Source organism: Acetobacter ghanensis (assembly GCF_001499675.1).
Lineage (GTDB): Bacteria > Pseudomonadota > Alphaproteobacteria > Acetobacterales > Acetobacteraceae > Acetobacter > Acetobacter ghanensis.
Genome location: NZ_LN609302.1, coordinates 1,279,382 through 1,297,628 on the forward strand (window position 1 = coordinate 1,279,382; position 18,247 = coordinate 1,297,628).

An 18,247-nucleotide genomic window follows, 5' to 3' on the forward strand; every position below is an offset into this window, starting at 1 on the left:
ATGGTCTGTTCGGGAACGGCTGGTAATGGAGACGGGCATGCAGCGTCGTTCAGCGGTGGTTGATCTTGGGTCCAATTCGGTCCGTCTGGTTGTGTTCGAAGGGGTTTCGCGCAATCCGCTACCCATTTTTAACGAAAAGGCCGTGCTACGGCTTGGTCGTGGGTTAACCGCTACAGGCCGCCTGAATGATGAGGGCGTGGGGATGGCCATGGAGGTGCTCAGTCGCTTCCATGCTATTGCGCGGGCCATGCAGGCAGACCCGTTCGAGGTGCTGGCCACGGCGGCTGTGCGGGATGCCTCCAATGGCCCAGCCTTTGTGGAAATGCTGCGCCAGAGCATGCCGGGCGTGCCCGTTCGCATTCTGTCTGGCAAGGAGGAGGCCGATCATTCCGCCATTGGCGTTATGTGTGGCATCCCCGGTGCAGATGGGCTGGTGGCAGATGTGGGCGGCGGCTCGCTGGAGCTTATTCACCTGACAGAAAGTGGGCGGCATGACGCCACGACCCTGCCCTTGGGAATGATCCGGCTTGCTGACCGCTCCGGTGGCGATCTGGATGTCGCCAAGCAGTTGACCGATCAGGATATTGATGGCGTGGAGTGGCTGTCCGGCGTTAAGGGGCGGCCGTTGTATCTGGTTGGCGGGGCCTTCCGCGCTCTTGCACGGTTGCAGATCGCCCGGACCCAGTACCCGCTCAATATTGTGCATTACTATACGCTGGATGTGCAGGAAGCCCGCGAGATGACGGGCTGGCTCCAGAACAGTTCCCGCCGGAGTCTGGAACGGTTGCCCGGCGCACCACGCAAGCGGCTGGATGATATACCGTTTGCGGCAGTTGTCCTGCGCCGGTTGATGAAGAAGCTTCAGCCCAGCAAGATCGTGTTCTGCGTGGATGGCCTGCGTGAAGGCTGGTACATGATGAACGTCGCCCCAAGCTGCCTGTCGCAGGACCCGATGGAAAGTGTGGCGCGGGATATGTGCGCCCGCTTTGGCCGCAGCAACACCCTGCCGGAAATTCTGTGGACGTGGACACGCTGCATCAAACCGGAGGAAACGGCGGAAGAGCAGCATTTGCGTCGCATCGCCTGCTGGCTGTCCGATATTGGGAGTCATGACCATCCGGAATACCGGGCCGAGCAGACTTACCTGCGCATTCTGCGCGTGCAGGGAGCGGGGTTTGACCATCGCGCTCGTGTCTGGCTGTCTCTGGCGCTTGCCGTACGGTACTCGGTGGATATGAGCGCACCGGCCCTTATGCCGTCCTTTACGCTACTGACCGAGGAGGAACGGCGAGACGCCGTGGCCTGTGGTCTGGCGCTCCGTCTGGCTTATTCGCTCTCTGGCGGAGCAGGCGGGCTGCTTGAAGGTACATCTTTGGAATGGGAAGGGCAGGAACTGGTGCTGACCTTAACCTCTGCCCGTGTCACCGTGAAAGGTGAGAGCGTACGCCGGGGGCTTGAACGTCTGGGTCAGGCGTTGGGAGTGCGGACACGGTTTGAGGTGGAACTGGCTGTCTGATCAGCCTTCCCCCTTTAGGGGTGGACAACTCCATTGGTGACAGGCACGTTACAGTTTATACATCTCTGTTGTATGGAAAGTTCACCTTTGCCATTGCGCTAGCAGATCTGAGCAGGGCTATGGTGGCAGGGGCGTGAATGTTCGTGACCAACAGGCAGTGGAATTTGGTGCGTGTCTTCTGAAGAGATCATAGACCCGACAGTCCAGCACGATGCATCCGTTCGTCGGGTGCTGCTGCACATGGTCCTCCCCTTTGTGCTGATCATTATGACAGTCGGAGCCATTGCGTGGGTAGGTATTACCTCATACCGCACCACGACCGAGGGCGTGTCTGTGCTTACGCGCGAGCTGCTGGAGGCAACGCAGCAGTATATCGGGCAGGAAGTGGGGGATTATATTGCGCCTTCCGCTGCGGGGAACCTGATTGCTGGCGGCATGATCGAACATGCTCCCCCGCTTGTGTCGGACAAAGTGTTCTATTCCTACGGCAGCACCATGCTGCAAAAAATTCCGCAGTTGCAGTCTTTTTATCTGGCGGACGATCAGGGGAATTTCACGCTCATTACCCGTTCGTCCGACAAGGACGTGCAGGATCATGTGCGCCTTGTTACTGGAGCCGATGGCAAAAAGGTTTTCCAGCACACCCTTTACAATGCAGCCGGGCAGCAGGTCGGACAGCATGATGTGCCTGCTAACGATTATGACCCACGGACCCGGCCATGGTACAAAAACACGGAAAAAAAGGACGGCATCCAGTGGACAAAGCCTTATCTTTTTCCGTCTGACAAACAGTTTGTCATGACCAGTTCCCTTCGTTTTCGGAGGGATGATGGTCATGAAATGGTTTTTGCTACCAATATTTCGCTTAATGAACTGAGCGCATTTCTGGATAAAATCAAAATTGGCAAAACCGGCAGCGCCATGATCGTGGATGCCAGTGGTAAGGTCATAGCCGGTCGTAACCTGATGCAGCACGCAGAGGCGGCAGGGTGGGACCCGGATAAAATGGTGCTGGACCCCAAGGTGTATCCTGTATTTGCCTTGGGTTATGACCATTATCGCGTGCGGGGCTTTGGTCCCAAACATGTGGAATGGGATGGCAAAACCTATATTGCCATGGCATCCGCCTTGCCGCGGTATTCGCAAGGCTGGATTTTGCTGATTATCGCCCCGGAAAACGACTTTGGCAGCTTTGCGCATCAGAGCAGCCGCCAGAGCCTGCAATTTGCAGGTATTGTAACGGTCTTTTCGCTCCTTCTGGGGGCGCTGTATATTCGCCAGATGCGCAAGACGGAGGCCAGCAACCGCCGGTTGGCCGTGCAACAGGCGCAGGTGGCGCAGGAAAGTGGCGCCTTGCAGCAGGTTGCGGTGGCCCCCCATCTGTTCGACCCCACGGCGGAACCGCTGGTTATTACGGAACAGCTTGCGCAGGTAACGGGTGCGCGCCGTGCCAGCCTGTGGCGCTTCCTGCATGACGGCGCGGCCATGGTTTGTGATGATACCTACGACCGTACCCAGAACACCCATTCCGGTGGGTTTGAAATGGGGCGGGAGGAACTGGGCAAGTTCTTCGCAGCTGTAGAAGAAGGCACGCCCTTTTTTGTCAGCAATGCCGCAACGGATGAGCGGACAACCCGGTTTGAACGACTTGTCATGCGTGAGGCCGGTACCCACGCTCTGGCGGTTTATCCTGTGCATGGGCCACATGGCGCTTTGGGTATGCTTGCGCTGGAAGAGCCGGTCATGCTGCCGCACCTGCTTTATTTTGTGGAGCTGATGGCCAGCATTGCGGGAACGCGCTTTGCCGCGCAGAGTGCCATTGAGGCCCAGCAGCCTCCTGCGCTGGAAGGCAAGGTGGCGAATGCTGTTGTGCCAGCAGAGGCTCCCAAGTCCGATAATCTGCTTATGCGCGCAGAGGAGATGGCTGCCGTTACGGGCGCCAGCATTTACCCCAGTGTTGCCGTGTTGGTTGTTAGCTTCTCCGACCCGGTTGTGGAAGGGGATAAGGAGACCACAACGCTCATTGACCTGATCAACCAGTTGGCTACTCAGGTGCAATCCGTGGCGCAGGAAGAACATCTGTTTGCGGTGGAAGTCGCCGGGCATCGTATGATCTGCATGGCAGGCTGCACGACTGAACCAGACCCGACAGCCCTGTTCCGCTTGGCGAATGCTGCGCTCAAAATGCGCGAAACATTTATGGGCGCGCTGGCGGCGGCTGACCTTGAACCCGTGTTTACCATGGGTATGGACTACGGTCCCGCGTTTGGTGGAGCTGTTGGGCAGTTGCCCAAGGTGTTTAACCTGTGGGGGCAGACTGTGTCTCTGGCAGAACTGATGGCGGAAAGCGCGGTAGATCCCGGCACTATTCAGGTGACGGAGCGTGTTTATGCCAACCTGCGTGACCGGTACCTGTTCCGTAGCCGTGGTTCGTTCTTTGTGCCGCATCTGGGTCTTGGGCGCGCCTATACGCTGGCAGCACGCAGATGAGTGAGAGCGATTCCCAGTCCCCTCAATCCACGGCACAGCCGACGGATACGACGCGGGACCCCGTTCTGGCCGGGCAGACCGAAGAAAAACGCCGTTTTTCGCCTGTGCAATGGGCGCTGGGGAAGCTGGCGTGGATCGGGCGGTTAACGCGCAGGCAGGCGCGGTTTCTGCTGATTATGCTGGGTGCGTCATGGGGGGTCATTTTTGAGAGTTTCCGCTCTCACTCATGGCGCAGGACAGTCCGGTACGAATTTATTACCACCATGAACAACATCATCCGTGGGGGGCTGGTCGCCACCATGTTTGCAGGGGTGTTGACCGGGGTTGCCGCTGTTTCTCAGGTTATTTACTGGCTGGGTCTGACCGGGCTTGCCACCATGACCGGCTCAATCCTGATTAACGTTGTTGTGCGTGAGATAGCGCCCATTCTTGTTGGGGTGCTGCTGCTGGGGCGCAACGGCATGCTGTCGACTACGGAATTGGGGCTTTTGAGCATTGGGGGGGAAATCCGCTCCATGCAGGCCGTGGGCATAGACCCATTTCTGCTTCTAGTGTTGCCCCGTACGCTGGCCTTTACCGTGGCTGGGTTTACGTTGGGTATTCTGTTTTCGTTTGCGTCCCTCGTCACCGGGTATGTGATGAGCCGTATGTCCGGGGTCATTAACAACCCTGTTTGGGTATTTCTGGATGACGTGGCAACGGCCATGTCCGGCACGGATTACATTATCATTCCACTCAAATTTATTACCGTCGGGTTTGTGGTGGGCCTCGGCGGTTGCCTGACAGGGCTGACCGCCACCAACGAGGATTCACTACGCACGCTGCTCCCCCGAGGCTTTTCCCGCGGGATGCTGATTGTGATGGTGGTGAGCGTTCTGTTCAGTCTGGATATGTAAGATGGATGCGTACACTTCCGGCCCGCTGCTTGAACTGAACAAGGCTATTCCATCGTTTGATGAGAGTGGTTTGCCCCCTGTGCCCTTCAGCATGAAAGTCATGCCCGGTGACTGCATGGTGGTGGAAGCGCGCGATGTTGGCCACGCCACCATGTTTGCCGACCTGTGCAGTGGTCTTGTTCCACTAGATGATGGCGCCGTGCGGTTTATGGGGCTGGACTGGACAGAGCTGGGTGACCGCGAGTTGAACGCCCTGCGTGGCCGTATTGGCCGCGTAACGCACAGGGCAAGCTGGCCAGAGTTTGTGCCAATACACCTTGCGATTGTGCTGCAACAACTGCACCATACAACACGTCCGATTGATGCGCTGGTGCAGGATGCGGCCAATCTGGCGGAAGAGTTTGGCTTGCCCGGCCTGCCAACGCAAAATCCCAGTTTTCTGTCCGAGGACGACCTGCTGCGCGTAAGCTGTGTGCGGGCGTTTTTGGGGCAGCCCCATTTGTTGCTGCTGGAAGACCCGCTTGAGGGTGGTCCGGCAGAATTGAGCAGTTCTTTTCTGGCTGCAATAACCGAGGCGCGCGACAGAGGTGCCGGGGTTATCTGGCTGGTAAGGAATAACGCGGTCTGGCAGGAATATCGGCAGGGTGTTACGGCAACCTGGCGGCTGGCGGATGATGGTCTTGTAGCAGTACGGATGGGATAATGTTCCAACTCCGCTTACGACAGAAAGTAAAACCACTGATTTCTCTGCGTTATGCAGATGAATGGGTGGGTTTTCTCGTGCTTCTGAGCATACTCATTTTTGGGGGCGCGGTTATCGAAGCTGGCGTGCTGCGTGACTGGCTGACACCTCCGGCCAAGCTGCGCGTTGTGCTGCCTGCATCGGGCGTTGGCGGGCTGACCGTTGGGGGGATGTGCAGCTTATGGGTGCCCATGCGGGCACCATTCGCAGTATCAAGCTCAATCCATCGGGCAACATGTACGCCATGGTTGACCTGGACCCGCAGGCAAAGCCTTTTATCCGGCGGGATAGCACAGCCATTATTCGCAAACAGCTTATTGTGACCGGTGCATCCTATCTGGACCTTAGCCGTGGGCATGGTGACCCAATGGACTGGAGCTACGCTGTTGTCTCTGCAACGCCCGCGCCCAATCCTGCGGACCAGATTACGGCGACACTGAACAGTATTCAGGCCGAAATCATGCCTGCTCTGGCCAGCGCACGGCATATGATGGCGCAGTTGGATGGTACCATTACGGACATGCACGCCGGTAAGGGCACCATTGGGCAGCTCATGACCAATGACCAGCTTATCCGCCAGTCCGAAGCGACCATTGCATCCCTTGATGCTGTGATCGAACGGCTCAAGCCGATTGAAAAACAGGTTTCGGGGATCATGAACAAAACAGATGCCACAATGGGTAATCTCAAATCCGCTACCAAGGATATGAAGAACGCAACACCGCATCTGCCAGCTATTGCCAGCAATGTGGAAGCCAGCACGGCGGACCTGCCAGCATTGCTTGCACAGGCCCAGACCACGCTTTACGGGTTGCAGCAGCTAACAGACCAGTTGCGTGGCATGTGGTTGCTGGGTGGCAAAAAGGTAACGCATCATAAACGCCTTGCACCGCAGCAGGTGCGGCCATGAGACGCCTGAAACATCTGCTGGTTCTGGCAACACCGCTCGTGCTGGTCGGGTGTGGCGCCAGCCAGACCAAACCCACCGCGCAGGATGATGCCGCGTGGGATCAGGCCATGCTGGCAGGGCGGGATTCGTTTGAACTGGGGCGTTATACGGTTGCTGTCTCCCAGTACCGCAAAGCGGCTAATCTGGCGCTTGTGCGGGATGATGGGGATGCCGTGGCGGAGGCAGGGTATGACCTTGCCGTTTCGCAGCTTGCTGCCAATACACCGGCGGAGGCACTGCAAACTACGCAGGCCACCCGGCAGGCTGTGGCGTTGCGTGGAGGGCATGACCAGTTCTCGCTCGATTTGGTTGAGGCGGCCAGCCATTACCGGCTTGGCCACTATGCGCAGGCTCTGCCTTTGGCAAGCCATGCTATGCAGTCTTCAGACACAACTTTGGCGGCGCGGGCCGCACTGGTGCTGGGGCTGGCGGCAGACGCGCAGGGTGAGCAGAGCGCTTTGCAGGAGGCTGCCTCTTATCTGAATGGCCTTAAACAGCCTCTTTCGTTAACGCAGCAGGCAGACAAGGCCGAAATTCAGGCCCGTATGCTCCGCCGGTCCAGCCCGGCACAGGCCGAGCAACTGGCAGAGGAAGCCGCAGGCTTGCGCCAGAGTGAAGGGGCATACCACGATATGACGCGTGCCCTTGCCCTTGCCGCACAAATCGCCAGCAGTCAGGGCGATCAGGCCAAGGCGCAGGCACTTTGGGCGCGGGCGGCGCAGAGTGCGGCAGCGCAGTCTGGCAAACTCAACCGGATGGATGCACAAACGCTCGTCAACGGTAAGCTGACCAAAGGCGACGCAGCCCCTCCGGCAGATGATGCGCAGGTCTGGGCACGGAATGCAGGCAGCATTGTTCTGCGCCCCTTTGCTGAGCCTGACAGCAGCAACTAACCTGCAATGCGCGGTCTCCCTTTGCTGCGCGTCTTTCTACAGATGTGTGGAAAGGGGAGATCAAGTTGCAGTGTGCTTTTTGTGCGGTTTTTTGGTAACGGCCGCCTGAAAAGTAGGCTTTTTTAAAAGTAACCGAAGTCAAGCAGGTCTTCCATGCAGAATTCGGGGAGGCGTGGACGTCTATCGCTGTGTAACACCGCACCAAGGCGCTGGCTCGTAAGCATGGCTGTGCGCACGGAGCGGTTATAATGAAAAGACTTTTCCAGCATTACAGAAAGCGCAATAGCAGGGAAGAGGCGGAGCGCCATACCAAGCTGGAGGATGTGGCGTTAGAGGGCAGCACCAAAGAGGGGGGGCGCTTCCACCTTAGCACCAAGGAAGCGGTCAGGCGTTTTCGTGCTCATGCGTTGGTTGAAGAAAAAAGCCATCGTGATGTTGTGCGTGTGGGCCTGAAGGACAGCGTATGGAGTGACCTTTACCATCATGCGCTGACGGCAAGCTGGCCTGCTTTTGCGGCCATTGCGGTTGTTTCCTATATTCTGATCAACCTGATTTTTGCCTTGCTGTACATGGTGGCACCCGACCAGATTACAGGGTTGTCGCATGGTATGCTGCTGTCTCTGTTCTTCTTTAGTGTGCAAACACTCTCTACAGTCGGCTATGGCACCATGAGTCCCATTGGGGCTTATGCCAATGCTATTGTTTCCATCGAGGCATTTGTGGGCATGGTGCTGACTGCCCTTGCAACAGGTGTGGTTTTTGCCCGGTTTGCCCGCCCGCGCGCACGGGTAATGTTCAGCAACATGGCGGTTATTAGCAACGAGGGGGGGATTCCTGCCTTATGTATCCGCATCGCCAATTTGCGGATGAGCATTATTTTATCGGTCGATATTGAAGTCGCACTGTCCCGTTTGGTGATGAGTGATAATGGGCATTTGGTAAGGAAGTTCGACCAGCTTCTGCTTATGCAATCTCATGTGCCGGTATTACGGTTTGCGTTTGTTTTGGCTCATGTCATTACCCCCGAAAGCCCTTTGCATGGGCGAACGGTTGCAGAGCTGGAGGCTGAGGAAGCCGAGATTATTGTGACCGTAACCGGCACGGACGAGGCGCTAGGTCAGACTGTGTTCGCCAGAACAGCCTATCGGTTTGACCGGGTGCAGCATAACCATCGCTTTGTGGATATTGTGCTGTCCCGCCCGGATGGCCGTATTACGGTGGATTACACGCGCTTCCATGATGTTGAGGCCCATTAAAAAACAGTGTTTAGACCGGTTTGAAGCGCCGTGTTGTATCCATAAAAATAGCGTTGGTTTCAAATTCAGCCTGCATGACTTCCAGCGCACCAATGGCGCGGCCAAGGTCGATTTGGGCGGACAGGTTGGTCATCTGTGACGTTGCCTGGAGCAGAATGGCCAGAGCCTGTTGGGCGGCCTGTGCTGGGGCCAGCGTGTACCCCTGCATATTGCCGATGGTTTGCAGCAGGTTTTTTAACGCATTTTTTTGCGGGGCGGGGAGCAGGTTGTGGAACAGCACATTGTGTAACCGCAGGATGAGGAGGCCTGTCATCATGCTACCAATGGCTCCGGTCAGGTAAGCCTCTGTCAGCCTGTCAGGCGTTGTTTCCATATGTCGGATAATCTGGGCCAGCCGCTCGCCCGAGCGCGCAATCCATTGGGCGGAACTGGGGATCAGGCTGCCGGTCGCAAGGCGTTGCAGGTCACTGACCATTTTGCGGCGGAGCCTCCAGCGCTCGTTTGCGGGATTAAAGGGCAGAACGAGCTGGAAAACCAGAACCCCCAGCCCAATTCCCAGCACAACGGCAGGTGTGGTGTTCAGCCAGTTTATTTCGTCCAGTCTGTGGTGGTTGGCGGGACCAACCATAAAAGGCAGAAAATTGTTGTAAGCTGCCGCTGTGGCGGCCACTGCGCCGGGCGCACGCAATGCTAGGCCGCCAACCAGCATGGGCAGGAACAGCGATTCCAGAAGTGTTTCAATATTCGCCTGATCAGGGAGTATCCAGAACACCAGAAAGAAGGAGACAACGGCAGCCCATACGGCACCGCGCAAAAAACCACTGGCCGCCATGACCGGATTTTCAAATGAAGAAAAACGGGTGCTGGTTACGGCCACAAACATGGCCAGCGTGGACCCTTCGGGCCATGCGGTCACTTCCCACAAAAGACCGCCAAAGCATAAGGCCGCAGCCGCACGCAAACCATTGTTGAAGGCAAGCGTCACATCTTTTTCCGGGTGGCGGTCAAAGCGGAAGTGGTCTTTGGGGGTATCTGTCTCAGCCGCAACAATATGCGCCAGCACCCGGTCCAGTTCGACCAGAAGCTTGACCATGGCAGCTTGCAGAATGCGGCTTTCCAACAGGGCATGGCTGGCGGGTGTGGGGCCGGGATGTTTTTTTGTAAAATCTGGAACTGGCCCAGTATGTCCATGCCATGTTGTTTGCTGAGGGTAATGTGGGTGCGCAGCACATCACGCGCCTGCAAAGCCGTCTCGATGGAAGGCGCTTTTGCAAGCTTGTCAGCCAGATTGGCAAGCAGGGTGAGTATGCCATCCAATTGGGGCTGAAACCCCGCAGGCAAAGGGGATGTGGCCTGCATATGAACATTCAGGGCGATACCGCGGGCCAGAAAAGCGGAAATGGCAGCCAGCCCCGCGCGCGCATGGTCGCCCGCATGGGAGTAGGGGCCCATTTCTATTTCGCTGAACTCGGTCTGGTCCGCCATGCTGGGAATACTGCTTAACAGCGCACGGGAGCGGAGCAGACCATCGGCCTGCCCACGGAGCAGATCGCTCACCCCTATGCAGGCACCATGCAGCGCGTCCAGCAGGTGGGAGCGGATGTGCTCGTGGGCGACTGTTTCCAAGCGCGGGGCAAACAGGGCGGCCAGAAAGCTCTCGCAGACAATACCAAGCGTAATATACGTGGCGCGTGAAAGCGCGATCATAAAAATATTGTCGGGTTGGTTGGCGCCGCTAAGCACAATAATGGTGGTTGTAAACGCGACCAACACCAACGCGTAGGAGCGGAAGTTCCGCAAAAACGTTGCAAAAGCGCAGCAGCCACCGCTCCATAAGGCCAGAATGGGAAAAAGCACCCATGGCTCCTGCGGCAGGGCGCACAGCAGAGCAACACCGGCACATGCGCCAATACACGTGCCAATTAACCGCCATTTGGCTTTGGAAAGACTTTGCCCCCGAGAGTTCTGCGCCACAATCCATGTGGTCATGGCAGCCCATTGTGGACTGTCCATTTCCATCCACAAAGCCAGTGTAAGGGCCAGAAACGCAGCGCAGGTTGTGCGCAATGCAAAGCCCAGATCCGAAGCTTTGGGGGCAAAAAGCCAGCGAAGCGGTCCATCAAGCGGCCGGTATGGGCCTAAAAATCCGGCAGATGTGCGGAAGATGGAGGATTTAAGGGATGAAAATGCAAGGGAAAGAGACACCGTACCCACAAGCCCTCCTCAGGTGAGCTTGTTATAACACCGGACGCCCCATTGGTAAAAAAGAAAGTACGGTGGGGACCTTAAAGGTTTTTTCAGACAGCCCGGTAAGGGCGGGAGGCGTCCAGGAATACGGCGTTGGCGTCTAGCTCGTGGGAGACAACAATCAGGTAGGCAATGGCGCGGGTGAGTTCGATACGGGTGGAAATATTGGGTTCGGCCGCTTCCATCCGGCGCAATGCACTTGTGGCCACGCGGGCGGCATGGGCCGTGTGGCCGTACTTGCCGGTAAAGTGGCTCATCCGTTTCATCACAATTTCAATGGCCCGGCGTGCTGGAGGCGGAATCTGGTTGCGCTGGAGGAGGGCGCGCAGGCGGATGATGTTCAGCCCGATGGTCATGGCCGCCAATGTGCCCTGTAGGCAGCCCTCGATTGTAGGGGAGGGCGTGGGGCCAGCATGGCGGATTAGGCGGGCAAAACGGTCAATGTTGCGGCCAATCCAGTCGCGCGTCATAGGCATGGGGTCGGCCGAGGCCAGTGTGCGCAGGTCGCGCAGCAGGGTCCGGCGCATACGCCAGCGCTCACCCGCACTATTGAACGGCAACACGGCGCGGAAAATCAGCACCGCAAAAAACACCCCAAGCAGAATGGCCCATGTGGAGTTAAACCAAGTGACTTCGTCCACGCGGCCCTGATTGAGCGGATGCACAAAATTGGGCAGCAGCAGGGTATAGGCTGCGGAATGGAGTGCAGTGCTGGCATTACGTGCAGCAAGGCCGCCAGCAAACATGGGAATGGCCAGTGTGGCCACCAGCATTTCGTAATTGGCCTGTGTTGGCAGCACAAAAAAGACCAGAAAAAATGCGACCAGTGCAGCCCATACGCCGCCAATCATAAACTGTGTTGTAGCAACAACCGGATTTTCACGCGTGGCGAACAGACCGCATACAATGGCGACAAACGTAATAAACCCAAGCCCGGTCGGCCACGCCGTGCATTCCCATACCAGCCCGGCGGCGCTCAGTGCGACTGCGGCGCGCACGCCATTATAGGCGGCCTCGCGCTTGTCCACATGGGACTGGAGCCGGAAGTGAAAGTGGTCGCCCCGAATAAAGTGCTGGCTGGCATCGTATTCACGAATGGCCTGTTCCAGCTCGCCCAGCAGTTCATCCATGGCGTTGTGCAGGATTCGGCCATCCAACAGGGCAGAAATCTGGGCGTGTTCATCTTCCAGTGTAAAGGCGGACCCGATTTCGTGCGTTAGGGCGTCCACAATCTGCTGGTGGCATTCCGCACGGAGCAGTTGCAGGTCCCGCAGAATGGTACGTACGCCACTTTCCGTATTCAATCGGGCGGGAAGGCCGCTTAGAAATGCGCTAACCTTGGCAGCCGTCTCGCGGAAGATGGGCTGGTCGGTCTGCACATATTGCAGGCGCACGGTCATGCCCAACCCGCGTGAAAGCAGGACGGAAACCGCCGCCAGTGCAGCACGCGCATGGTCCCCCTCATGCCCGTGGGGGCCCATTTCGGCCTCGGAAAACTCAATCTGGTCGTTAATAGACAGGATCGGGCCAAACATGGCGCGTGAGCGGATCAGCGCCTCGTCATCCCCCGCCAGCAGGCTGGATACGGCTTCGGACACGTTGCTTAGGGCGGTACGGAGTTTGTCACGGATGTTGCGGCGGGCCGTTTCCGCCAGATTATGGGCGAACAGGCCCGCAACGGTGCTCTCGCACACAATGCCCAGCACAATATATGTTGCGCGGGACATAGCGGTCATGAACACGTTTTCGGGGTGGGGGATGGCGCCAATGGCAATAATGGCCGTTGTGTAGCCCGCCAGCACCAACGCATAGGAGCGGAAGTTACGGACAAGAGTAGCCAGACTACAGCACAGCCCCAGCCAGATGGAGAGTGCGGGGAAGAACAGCCACGCAGTCTGGTTAAAGGCAGAAATAAGGGTGATGGACATGATCACCCCAATGGCTGTGCCGACCAGACGCCAGCGCGCCTTGGACATGCTCTCCCCGCGAGAACCCTGCGCCACAATCCATACGGTCATGGCGGCCCATTGCGGGTCGTCCAGCTCCATCCACAAGGCAATGACCAGAGCAATCAGGGCGGCAGCCGTTGTGCGCAATGCAAACCCGATGGCCGAAGGCGTGGGCGCAAGCAGCCAGCTCATGGGCAGTTTACGCTGTACTCCGGGTGGGCCTAGCGGGCGGAAGGTGCGCAGGCGACCGATCCTGTCAAGCAGGGGAAAAGAAAGACTGGGCACAATGGCTACTTTGTTGCAACAGAGGAATATCGGGATTCTGTATGTAACCGTAGCCCCTTTTTCCCTTTTTTCCTTGTGGGTTCAGACGCATATCAGCTATCGCTTCTCAAACGGGAAATGGGCAGTCTGGCACCGGTTTTCGCTTATAACTATCGCATAGAACAGTTATCCGGTCTATGGTGGAATAAGCCGCGCCACAATGCTGGTCGCTCTGACGCCGTATATGGGAAGATGATGGATATGTCTGACTTTTTTCAGAATATTGTGGGTAAGGTGGAGAGTGTTCTGGGGGGAGAAGTCCAGACGCTTGTCAAACAGCAGCTCCAGTCTCTGACGCAGCCGCAGACAATTCAAACCCTACTGGATCGGGCCGATCAGGTCGGGTTGGGTGACAAGGTGCGTTCGTGGATCAGCCAGAGCGGCAATGTGCCCGCCACCCCGGATGAAATTCGCGCCATTCTGGGGAGCTCCACCGTGCATGATCTGGTGGAAAAAACAGGCCTGCCCGCAGATGCCGTGGTGACGGCGCTGGTGCATTTTCTGCCCGATGCTGTGGACAAACACACGCCAGAAGGCGTGCTGCCTGCAGCCGATACCACCAAGAGCGCCTGAACGGGCAAGAGGCTGCACGTGTGTGATGCATGGCAAGTTCGTGCATCACCACGCACAATCCGTTATAGATACTGCCATGACATTGGGTGAACGTATAACGCGGATGGATAGCTGGCTACTGGATGAGGTATGCCAGCCTATTGCAGACAGGCTGCCTGAGCGCTTTTCTGCTTTTGATGCGGGGATGAGCTGCCAGCTTGGCTCCCTGCTTCTTTCGGCGGTTTCCATCATTGCCGTGTTTGTGCTGACGGGCATGAACGACTTTGGCAATATGATTTTCAATGTGCTGATATGGTGCCTGTGCGTCAGCTTTTTTATAGGGCTTGGCCGCCTGCGTGTGCTGGTTAAGCCGGGTAAGCCCAACCCGTTACGGCATATGCTTATCAGCGTGCGTATTGTTTCCATCCCTTTTGCGTTGTACGTCGTGTATCAGGCGTTCACGTCTCCCACGTCGTTTGGAACGGCTGTGTGGTTCAACGCTTTTTCAAATATTGTTTTTGTGGTGGGGCTGTATCTTATTTCATGCCAGCCGCGTCCCCCGCGTGTGCGCACGAGGGAAGACGTCTGGGGGCATAATTTTGCCCCACGGCCGGGTGGTGGCTTCTAATTTAAAACGCCAGTTGGATCAGGGATTTTCCTGATCATGCTCGCCTTGTGCAATGCGGCCCTGTACCGCAGGCCGCCAGTCCGCATCCTTGGGGGCTGCATCCAGCGCCTTGCGGAAGAGGGCAAGAGCTTGAGCTGTTACGTGGTGGTTCGCCCGCGTCATGGCCTCTGCCGTGCGCGCGGCTAGTTCGGGGTCAAACCCCAAAGCCAACGCCTGATTCCATGCCTCTGCTGCCTGCGCATAATGGTCGCTCGATGCCTGTAGCTGGCCAAGCAGCAGGTAGCCTTGCCGCCGGTTCGGGTCATCGGCAGGTAAAGTTGCCATTGCCTGCTGAAGCTGCGCAATAAGCGCATCCGTCTTACGGTTTTGCATATGTTGAGCAGCCAGCCGAGGCCCCAGAGGTTGGGCAGGCAGGCCGGGTGCACCGTTGGTCAGGTAAAGTCCAATGGCAAGGGCAGGTGTTGCCGCCAGACCAAACCACCCCAGCATGGCTGAACTGTTTGCCCGTGCCGTAGAGGGTGCTGCATCTGCCGAGAGAATACGGCGCTGGATTTCCAGTATGGCCACATCATGTTCGGCGGGTGCTATGAGCCCGATGGCAAGGTCACGGTCCACTTCGGCTAACTGGGCTTCGTGCAGGGCAAGTGCGGTACTGCGTTCATCCCGAATGGCGCGGGTACGTTTCCAGAGTGTAAAAATGGCAGGTGCCAGTGCAAGCAGGCTGAGCAGCCCTATGGAAAACCAGATCATGCTCTCAGTCCTTTGTCAGTCTGGCCAGACGGGCCTTTTCTTCTTCGTTCAGAGGCGGGGGCGGTGGTGCGGTAGCCCTGCGACGGTAAAACATGAAGGCCGTGCCACACCCCAGTAGCAAGGCCAGCACCGGCATGGACCAAAGCAACAGCGTCCCAGCAGAAAAAGCAGGTTTGAGGCGGATAAAATTACCATAACGGGTAACCATCCAGTCCATGATCTGCTTGTTGTCCTCCCCCTTCGCGACATGCTCACGCACAACGCGGCGTAGGTCCCGCGCCAGTCCTGCGCTGCTGTCCTCAATGGATTCATTCTGGCAGACTAGGCAGCGTAGCTGGGCGCCAATGGCCTGCGCACGGGCTTCCTGCTGTGGGTTTGCCAACATTTCGGATGGGTCGTCCACCGCCAGCACCAGTGCCGGTGTTGCCATAAGGCATAGGCCGAGCAGGCAGGCGGCCAGTTTGCGGAGGGGCGTCATGGTGTTTGCAGCCTGTGCACCAAAGGAAGAAGAACCTTGTTAATGGTCTCGTCCGTTAACGGGGCAGCGGTATGCCAGCGGATAACGCCGCCGGGGCCAATTAGAAAAGTTTCAGGCACACCGGAAATGCCCCATTCAATGCCAGCCCGCCCATCATGGTCATCACCCAGACGGGTAAAGGGGTTGCCTGAGTGCCGCAGGAAGCTGGCAGCATTCTCTGGCTTGTCCTTGTAGGCTATGCCCCACATGGTCAGCTTGTCCTTGAGCGTCATGAGAGTTGGCATTTCTGCCAGACAGGGAATGCACCATGACGCAAAAAAGTTGACCAGCACGGGTTTGGTAATCTGTTGCAGGTCCTGTGCGGTAAAACCATCAGCCGGAGGGAGAGGGGCAAGCGTAAAGTCTGGCACGGGGCGGTCCAGCACCGGGGCATTGATGTCGTGCGGGTTAAAGGACCCGTGCTCCATGCCGTCCAGCATTTTCCAGAACGCAACACCCGCAATGCCAGCTCCAGCCAGCGGCAGGGCCATAAGCAGGCGGCGGCGGGTCAGATTGTCCGAAGGTGTGGTCATGATACGCTCGCGGTTGCAGAGGAAGACTTGGCCCGTTGGGGAGCGCCAACCCGCACGCGCCGGTCAGAAAGGGACAGAGCGCCCCCAAATGCCATAATCAGCGCGCCCAGCCACATCCACGGGGCCAGTGGGTTGTAATGCAGGCGCAGCACGTAGGTCGGGTTGTTGTCCGGGCCATGCTTGTCACCCAGAACCCCATACAGGTCGGCCAGCATGTTGGTATGAATGGCAACGTCCGTTGTGGTTTGGTTCTGGCTGTTAAAGCTGCGTTTTGAGGGGTGCATGACCGTAACAACCTGACCATTGCGCCGGACTTCCAGCGTTGCAACCATGGCTGTGTAGTTGGGTCCTGGTTCCTGTTCTACGCCTTTGAGGGTCCATTCGTACCCCGCCAGTTGCTCCGTAGTGCCAATGGGGACTTCCACAATTTTGTGCTGGGCCTGAGACATGGCGGCAAGGCCCAGTACCGTAATGCCGACACCCGCATGGGCTATGGCCGTGCCAATAATGGCGCGCGGCAACATGCGGGCGCGCTGGATGCTGGTGCTTAAAGGCGCGCGGAACAGCCGTGTGCGTTCGGCCAGATCGGTAACGCTGGCGGCAATAACCCAGATGGCCGCCGCCGCACACAGAATGGCCAGTGCGCCAGAAAGTTTGAAAAGAGCCACGGCACAGGCCAGAGCAGCCACAATGGCCGCAACCCACAGTTTTTGAAGCACCGGCCACAACTGCGCACGCTTCCACGGTAGCATGGGGCCGAACCCCATGAAGATGAACAATGGGAGAGCGAGCGGAATGGTTGTTGCATCAAAGAACGGTTTGCCAACCGAAATTGTGCGGTCGAACAGGAGGGACATAAAGGGCGGGTACATGGTGCCGGTCAGCACAACAGCACATAGCGAGCAGAGCAGAATGTTGTTCAGCACCAGCGCTCCCTCGCGGGAGATGGGGGCAAACAGACCGCCAGCAGTAAGGGACGGTGCCCTGTAGGCGAACAGGGCGAGGGAGCCGCCAATAACAACGCCCAGCAAGCCCAGAATGAACACGCCACGTGCCGGGTCATTTGCAAACGCGTGAACCGAGTTCAGAATCCCTGAACGTACAAGGAATGTTCCGGATAGGGAGAATGAGAACGTGGCAATGGCTAGAAGCACGGTCCAGATTTTAAGGGCTTCGCGCTTTTCTACCACAATAGCAGAGTGGATGAGTGCTGTGCCGGTCAGCCATGGGATAAGCGAGGCATTTTCCACCGGGTCCCAGAACCAGTAGCCGCCCCAGCCCAGCACGTAATAGGACCACCAGGACCCCATGGCGATGCCGCAGGTCAAAAAGCACCACGCAGCCACGGCCCAAGGGCGCACCCAGCGCCCCCATGCCGCATCCACCCGGCCTTCAATCAGCGCAGCAATGGCAAAGGCAAAGGGGACGGCAAACCCCACATAGCCCGTGTAAAGAATGGGCGGATGAAAGGCGAGGCCGGGGTCCTGCAACAGGGGGTTCATGCCCTGCCCATCCATGGGGGCAGGCCAGATGCGGGCAAACGGGTCTGATGTCGTCAGGCAGAATAGTTCGAACCCTGTGGCCACAAGGCCCAGCACCGCAATAACGCGTGCGCGCAAAGCAGAGGGCAGGTTACGCCCAAAGGCCGCAACAGCCGCACCACACAGGCCCAGAATAAGCGCCCAGAGGAGAATGGACCCCTCATGGTTCCCCCATACGCCGGTTATTTTGTACAGGAGTGGTTTGGAAACAGCGCTGTTTTCCGCAATGTTCTGGACCGAAAAATCGTCTGTGACAGCGGCGTAGATGAGACTCAGAAAGGAAACGCACAGGGCGATCATCTGCCCCAGAGCCAGACCGGGAGCCAGCGCCATAAGTCGCGCATCGCGGCGGGATGCGCCAATAAGGGGAATGATGCCTTGCACGGCAGCCAGCACACAGGCCAGCGCAAGGGCGTAATGTCCTAGTTCGGGGCTTAACATATCTGGGGGGAGGCTCCCGTCTT

The 18,247-nt window shown here is 57.7% G+C and carries 15 protein-coding genes and 1 pseudogene; 9 read left to right on the forward strand and 7 right to left on the reverse strand.

The genetic code is table 11. The features are described from left to right. The first annotated feature begins 25 nt into the window (after positions 1–25). The 7 genes and pseudogenes from AGA_RS06175 (at position 26) to AGA_RS06205 (ending at position 8,742) form a co-directional block, all read left to right on the forward strand. On the forward strand, positions 26–1,516 hold the full coding sequence (locus AGA_RS06175) for a Ppx/GppA family phosphatase (protein WP_059023501.1): 1,491 nt from the start codon (positions 26–28) through the stop codon (positions 1,514–1,516). A gap of 171 nt (positions 1,517–1,687) precedes the next feature. Then, a complete protein-coding gene (locus AGA_RS06180; RefSeq protein WP_059023502.1) occupies positions 1,688–4,006 on the forward strand; it encodes an adenylate/guanylate cyclase domain-containing protein in 2,319 nt (772 codons plus the stop codon). Then, positions 4,003–4,902, forward strand: a complete 900-nt coding sequence (locus tag AGA_RS06185) for an MlaE family ABC transporter permease (RefSeq protein ID WP_059023503.1) — start codon at positions 4,003–4,005, stop codon at positions 4,900–4,902. The genes AGA_RS06180 and AGA_RS06185 overlap by 4 nt, the downstream gene beginning before the upstream one ends. A 1-nt stretch (position 4,903) precedes the next feature. Further along, positions 4,904–5,605 carry a P-loop NTPase family protein gene (locus AGA_RS06190; protein ID WP_059023504.1) on the forward strand — a complete coding sequence of 234 codons (702 nt, stop codon included), beginning with the start codon at positions 4,904–4,906 and terminating at the stop codon, positions 5,603–5,605. Next, a pseudogene (locus AGA_RS06195) lies at positions 5,605–6,554 on the forward strand (MlaD family protein). The gene AGA_RS06190 and the pseudogene AGA_RS06195 overlap by 1 nt, the downstream one beginning before the upstream one ends. Beyond that, entirely contained in the window at positions 6,551–7,486 is a 936-nt protein-coding gene (locus tag AGA_RS06200) for a tetratricopeptide repeat protein (protein ID WP_059023505.1), read from the forward strand. Before AGA_RS06195 ends, AGA_RS06200 begins: the two are co-directional and overlap by 4 nt. Positions 7,487–7,734: 248 nt before the next feature. Then, a complete protein-coding gene (locus tag AGA_RS06205; protein ID WP_083503567.1) occupies positions 7,735–8,742 on the forward strand; it encodes an ion channel in 1,008 nt (335 codons plus the stop codon). A 10-nt stretch (positions 8,743–8,752) separates the two neighbouring features. On the opposite strand, the gene AGA_RS14445 is transcribed toward AGA_RS06205, so the two are convergent. From AGA_RS14445 to AGA_RS06220, 3 genes are all read right to left on the reverse strand, one after another. Beyond that, positions 8,753–9,835: an FUSC family protein gene (locus AGA_RS14445; protein WP_059023507.1), complete on the reverse strand. Its 1,083-nt coding sequence runs from the start codon at positions 9,833–9,835 to the stop codon at positions 8,753–8,755. Then, positions 9,724–10,956 (reverse strand): FUSC family protein, encoded by a 1,233-nt coding sequence (locus AGA_RS14450; RefSeq protein WP_059023508.1) that lies wholly within the window; start codon positions 10,954–10,956, stop codon positions 9,724–9,726. The genes AGA_RS14445 and AGA_RS14450 overlap by 112 nt, the downstream gene beginning before the upstream one ends. An 83-nt stretch (positions 10,957–11,039) precedes the next feature. Then, positions 11,040–13,223, reverse strand: a complete 2,184-nt coding sequence (locus tag AGA_RS06220; protein WP_059023509.1) for an FUSC family protein — start codon at positions 13,221–13,223, stop codon at positions 11,040–11,042. Positions 13,224–13,463: 240 nt separating this feature from the next. Between AGA_RS06220 and AGA_RS06225 the strand changes: the two genes are divergently transcribed. Beyond that, positions 13,464–13,835, forward strand: a complete 372-nt coding sequence (locus tag AGA_RS06225) for a YidB family protein (protein ID WP_059024696.1) — start codon at positions 13,464–13,466, stop codon at positions 13,833–13,835. 76 nt (positions 13,836–13,911) lie between these two features. Beyond that, positions 13,912–14,442, forward strand: a complete 531-nt coding sequence (locus tag AGA_RS06230; protein WP_059024697.1) for a hypothetical protein — start codon at positions 13,912–13,914, stop codon at positions 14,440–14,442. An 18-nt stretch (positions 14,443–14,460) separates the two neighbouring features. Here the strand turns inward: AGA_RS06230 and ccmI are convergent, their stop codons facing one another. The 4 genes from ccmI to AGA_RS06250 are packed head-to-tail and all read right to left on the reverse strand — an operon-like array spanning position 14,461 to position 18,224. Continuing rightward, positions 14,461–15,192 carry a c-type cytochrome biogenesis protein CcmI gene (gene ccmI / locus AGA_RS06235; RefSeq protein WP_059023510.1) on the reverse strand — a complete coding sequence of 244 codons (732 nt, stop codon included), beginning with the start codon at positions 15,190–15,192 and terminating at the stop codon, positions 14,461–14,463. A 4-nt stretch (positions 15,193–15,196) separates the two neighbouring features. After that, on the reverse strand, positions 15,197–15,670 hold the full coding sequence (locus AGA_RS06240) for a cytochrome c-type biogenesis protein (protein WP_059023511.1): 474 nt from the start codon (positions 15,668–15,670) through the stop codon (positions 15,197–15,199). After that, the gene (locus AGA_RS06245; protein ID WP_059023512.1) at positions 15,667–16,242 is read right to left on the reverse strand and encodes a DsbE family thiol:disulfide interchange protein; all 576 of its coding nucleotides are present in this window, start codon (positions 16,240–16,242) and stop codon (positions 15,667–15,669) included. The genes AGA_RS06240 and AGA_RS06245 overlap by 4 nt, the downstream gene beginning before the upstream one ends. After that, on the reverse strand, positions 16,239–18,224 hold the full coding sequence (locus AGA_RS06250) for a heme lyase CcmF/NrfE family subunit (RefSeq protein ID WP_059023513.1): 1,986 nt from the start codon (positions 18,222–18,224) through the stop codon (positions 16,239–16,241). Before AGA_RS06250 ends, AGA_RS06245 begins: the two co-directional genes overlap by 4 nt. Positions 18,225–18,247 lie beyond the last annotated feature (23 nt).

Excerpts from the sequence above, each read along its gene's own strand:
- AGA_RS06175 (WP_059023501.1), top strand. The coding sequence starts at position 26 with ATGGAGACGGGCATGCAGCGTCGTTCAGCGGTGGTTGATCTTGGGTCC.
- AGA_RS06185 (WP_059023503.1), top strand. The coding sequence starts at position 4,003 with ATGAGTGAGAGCGATTCCCAGTCCCCTCAATCCACGGCACAGCCGACG.
- AGA_RS06190 (WP_059023504.1), top strand. The coding sequence starts at position 4,904 with ATGGATGCGTACACTTCCGGCCCGCTGCTTGAACTGAACAAGGCTATT.
- AGA_RS06200 (WP_059023505.1), top strand. The coding sequence starts at position 6,551 with ATGAGACGCCTGAAACATCTGCTGGTTCTGGCAACACCGCTCGTGCTG.
- AGA_RS06205 (WP_083503567.1), top strand. The coding sequence starts at position 7,735 with ATGAAAAGACTTTTCCAGCATTACAGAAAGCGCAATAGCAGGGAAGAG.
- AGA_RS14445 (WP_059023507.1), bottom strand. The coding sequence starts at position 9,835 with ATGGTCAAGCTTCTGGTCGAACTGGACCGGGTGCTGGCGCATATTGTT.
- AGA_RS06225 (WP_059024696.1), top strand. The coding sequence starts at position 13,464 with ATGTCTGACTTTTTTCAGAATATTGTGGGTAAGGTGGAGAGTGTTCTG.
- AGA_RS06230 (WP_059024697.1), top strand. The coding sequence starts at position 13,912 with ATGACATTGGGTGAACGTATAACGCGGATGGATAGCTGGCTACTGGAT.
- ccmI (WP_059023510.1), bottom strand. The coding sequence starts at position 15,192 with ATGATCTGGTTTTCCATAGGGCTGCTCAGCCTGCTTGCACTGGCACCT.
- AGA_RS06240 (WP_059023511.1), bottom strand. The coding sequence starts at position 15,670 with ATGACGCCCCTCCGCAAACTGGCCGCCTGCCTGCTCGGCCTATGCCTT.
- AGA_RS06245 (WP_059023512.1), bottom strand. The coding sequence starts at position 16,242 with ATGACCACACCTTCGGACAATCTGACCCGCCGCCGCCTGCTTATGGCC.
- AGA_RS06250 (WP_059023513.1), bottom strand. The coding sequence starts at position 18,224 with ATGTTAAGCCCCGAACTAGGACATTACGCCCTTGCGCTGGCCTGTGTG.